Genomic DNA, 2,422 nt, shown 5'->3' with positions numbered 1-2,422 from the left:
TTTCTGTTAACTTGTACTTGACAAGAGGTCATTACATATCAGATTTTACTTCTAAGGAAGTCTTAAAGTATAACCATAATTAAATATAAACAATCACAATGCCTGTCTCCGATGATTTATTATCATAATATGAAAATATTTTTCCCCATGCATAATCATATTCTATTCCTGTAATACCTTCATTACTTGGAATTCCTAATTCATTTTTCAAAAAATCATTATTATGTTTTCTTAATTCTTTCAGAATATCATCATTCATTGTTTGATAATTCATTTTGTACTTCTCTTCAGCATTACTTAATTCAACTTTTGATATTATCTTATTATCACAAAAAATAGTAGTCCAGAACTTTTCTTTATTTAATTCCATTGGCTCCTTGGATATATATACTTTTCCAGTATTAAATTTTATTACATTGAATTCATCTGCATTTAATATATCAATACTCGTCTTTGGTTCAATAATATATCTTCCCAATTTAATTTTCCCATTTTTCATAGCATTTCTCCTACTTAATTTCATTCATCATACCGAAATATTCCTCTAGTGATATTTTAGTATTTGTTAAACTAATCGTTTGATTATCTAATTTTTCCAGTACTCCATTAGCACAATTAAAATCAAAATTAGGGTCAAATCTTTGCGTTAATCCTCCTTGACCAAATTGCGGATTATTCAAAGCGACTCCATCTGCCACATTTAGTTCTCCATGAACTTTGTAAGGAGTTAACTTACTTCTGTATTCTGCATAAGCCATTCCTTTTTCATAATATGGTTTTACTTGCAATCCTCCAAAGACCTTTTGAGCATCATTGCCTATAGTCTGCGCTACTTCTGATGTTATAGAATACCCCGTTGGGAATGGTTCGCCCATATAGATTATATCACCATCATGTAATGTTATATTCGTATAGGCATCCACACCAGTATAGGGATAACTACCTTGCCAAGCGGACGCTACTTCTGATGGATTACAACTTTCCCAACACACATTTTCTTTCCCATATGTATCCCTATAATAATTATACCAATCCATTTCTGTAACATCATCTATTGTTGTACTTCCACCCTTAAATCTACTGGCTTCTATCAACTATATTTCTGTTATATATTTACTTGGTATTACATCAGCTAACCATACCTTTTCATTTCCAAAATAAAAAAGTATTCCATCTTCCCAAGCTCTTTTTGCATCAATTTGCAAAACACATGGTTTATTATCACGTCTTAATCCAACACTCTGTGCTGTACTAATATCTTGTGACAAATGAACATATTGTCTTCCTTGAGGTAATAGACCATTAATTTTTATACTTGATAAAAATCTTCTAGCCGTACCATGATATAAAATATCTGGAGGTATCATTTTTTCTTTCTTTATGTGCATCGGAATTGAATGACCATAAAATGCTCTGATTTTTCCACCGCTTATTTCATGTCTCTTCTTCTCTGATTTATCTATCATAACTAATAAATCGTCTTCTGATGTACCTATCCATTTCATATCCTTATTCAGAGCATCCACTAATTGTTCTACTGACACCCAACCTTCTTCATCCATCTCCAACTCATATTCCCAAGGTGCATGGCGAAGTGCATACGATACTTCTTTGCTTAATTCTTCATAATTAATCATCTGCTTCTTCCTCATCTATCATTTCCTGTATTGCTTCCTTAAACCATTCCCAGAAAGTATTATACTCTTTTCTCTGTTCATATCCAGCACTTGCAAAATCATGAATAATTTGGACTTTACTATTTTTTTTAATATCAAAACAAGCTATATCATCACTATCATCTCTTCTAGCAAAAGGAACAAGTTCTCTATCTGGATAACGTTCCTTTAATCCTTTAATTCTTTTTTCAACCTGTTCTTTGCTCATTAAGTACCAAAAATCAAAGTCCACCAGATTTAGTTCAACAATTTTTAAAAACTCTTTGGGATAATTAAATTCTTGATATACTTTACTTACATCATATATTTCCATGTTTGCCTCCTACTTTATTGTATCCATATCAAACGCTCCAAATGGATTACTATTTCTAAAAGATGCCTTTTGTTTTCCAACTCTTAGACTAATTGCATCGCCCCATGTAACAGGAACACCTTTCTTAGTTGTAAATCTCTCGATATATTCCTCAGGTAAAATATCATTATATCCATGCACATTAGCTTTAACATTAATACCAGCTTCTCTTGCAGATACAACACGTGTATTATCTATTGTTGTATATATTCCATCAGGCATTTCTACCACATCAATCGGGTCACCCTTCCACCCATTCTTCTTCATGCTATCTATAATCTCACTTGAACCATTTACAGACGATTGACTATATCTTATTTCTTTAGGATTAATTGTCTTACTTCCATCCTCACAAGTAATACTTCTTTCAGACTCCACCCGTCCTTTGCTAGTA

Annotated in this window: 4 protein-coding genes and 1 pseudogene; all 5 read right to left on the bottom strand. The window is 32.1% G+C overall.

Features of this window, described 5'->3' with window-relative positions; translation table 11 throughout:
- Positions 1-79 precede the first annotated feature (79 nt).
- Positions 80-499 (bottom strand): hypothetical protein, encoded by a 420-nt coding sequence (locus DWW70_RS14705; RefSeq protein WP_117875556.1) that lies wholly within the window; start codon positions 497-499, stop codon positions 80-82.
- Between the two features lie 10 nt (positions 500-509).
- Positions 510-1,094, bottom strand: a complete 585-nt coding sequence (locus DWW70_RS14700) for a hypothetical protein (RefSeq protein ID WP_118650124.1) — start codon at positions 1,092-1,094, stop codon at positions 510-512.
- On the bottom strand, positions 1,095-1,637 hold the full coding sequence (locus DWW70_RS14695; RefSeq protein ID WP_015533469.1) for an RNA 2'-phosphotransferase: 543 nt from the start codon (positions 1,635-1,637) through the stop codon (positions 1,095-1,097). It abuts the gene before it with no gap.
- Positions 1,630-1,989: an SMI1/KNR4 family protein gene (locus tag DWW70_RS14690; protein ID WP_015533470.1), complete on the bottom strand. Its 360-nt coding sequence runs from the start codon at positions 1,987-1,989 to the stop codon at positions 1,630-1,632. The genes DWW70_RS14695 and DWW70_RS14690 overlap by 8 nt, the downstream gene beginning before the upstream one ends.
- A 9-nt stretch (positions 1,990-1,998) precedes the next feature.
- Positions 1,999-2,422: pseudogene (locus DWW70_RS14685) on the bottom strand (ParB/RepB/Spo0J family partition protein); the annotation flags it as partial.

Source organism: Coprococcus sp. AF16-5 (assembly GCF_003479365.1).
GTDB lineage: Bacteria > Bacillota > Clostridia > Lachnospirales > Lachnospiraceae > Coprococcus > Coprococcus aceti.
Note: the sequence above shows the minus strand (reverse complement) of the source record. Positions and strands in the feature narration are given on the sequence as shown.

Bases quoted from the DNA above. Each gene is read 5' to 3' on its own strand.
- DWW70_RS14705 (WP_117875556.1), bottom strand. From the start codon at position 499: ATGAAAAATGGGAAAATTAAATTGGGAAGATATATTATTGAACCAAAG.
- DWW70_RS14695 (WP_015533469.1), bottom strand. From the start codon at position 1,637: ATGATTAATTATGAAGAATTAAGCAAAGAAGTATCGTATGCACTTCGC.
- DWW70_RS14690 (WP_015533470.1), bottom strand. From the start codon at position 1,989: ATGGAAATATATGATGTAAGTAAAGTATATCAAGAATTTAATTATCCC.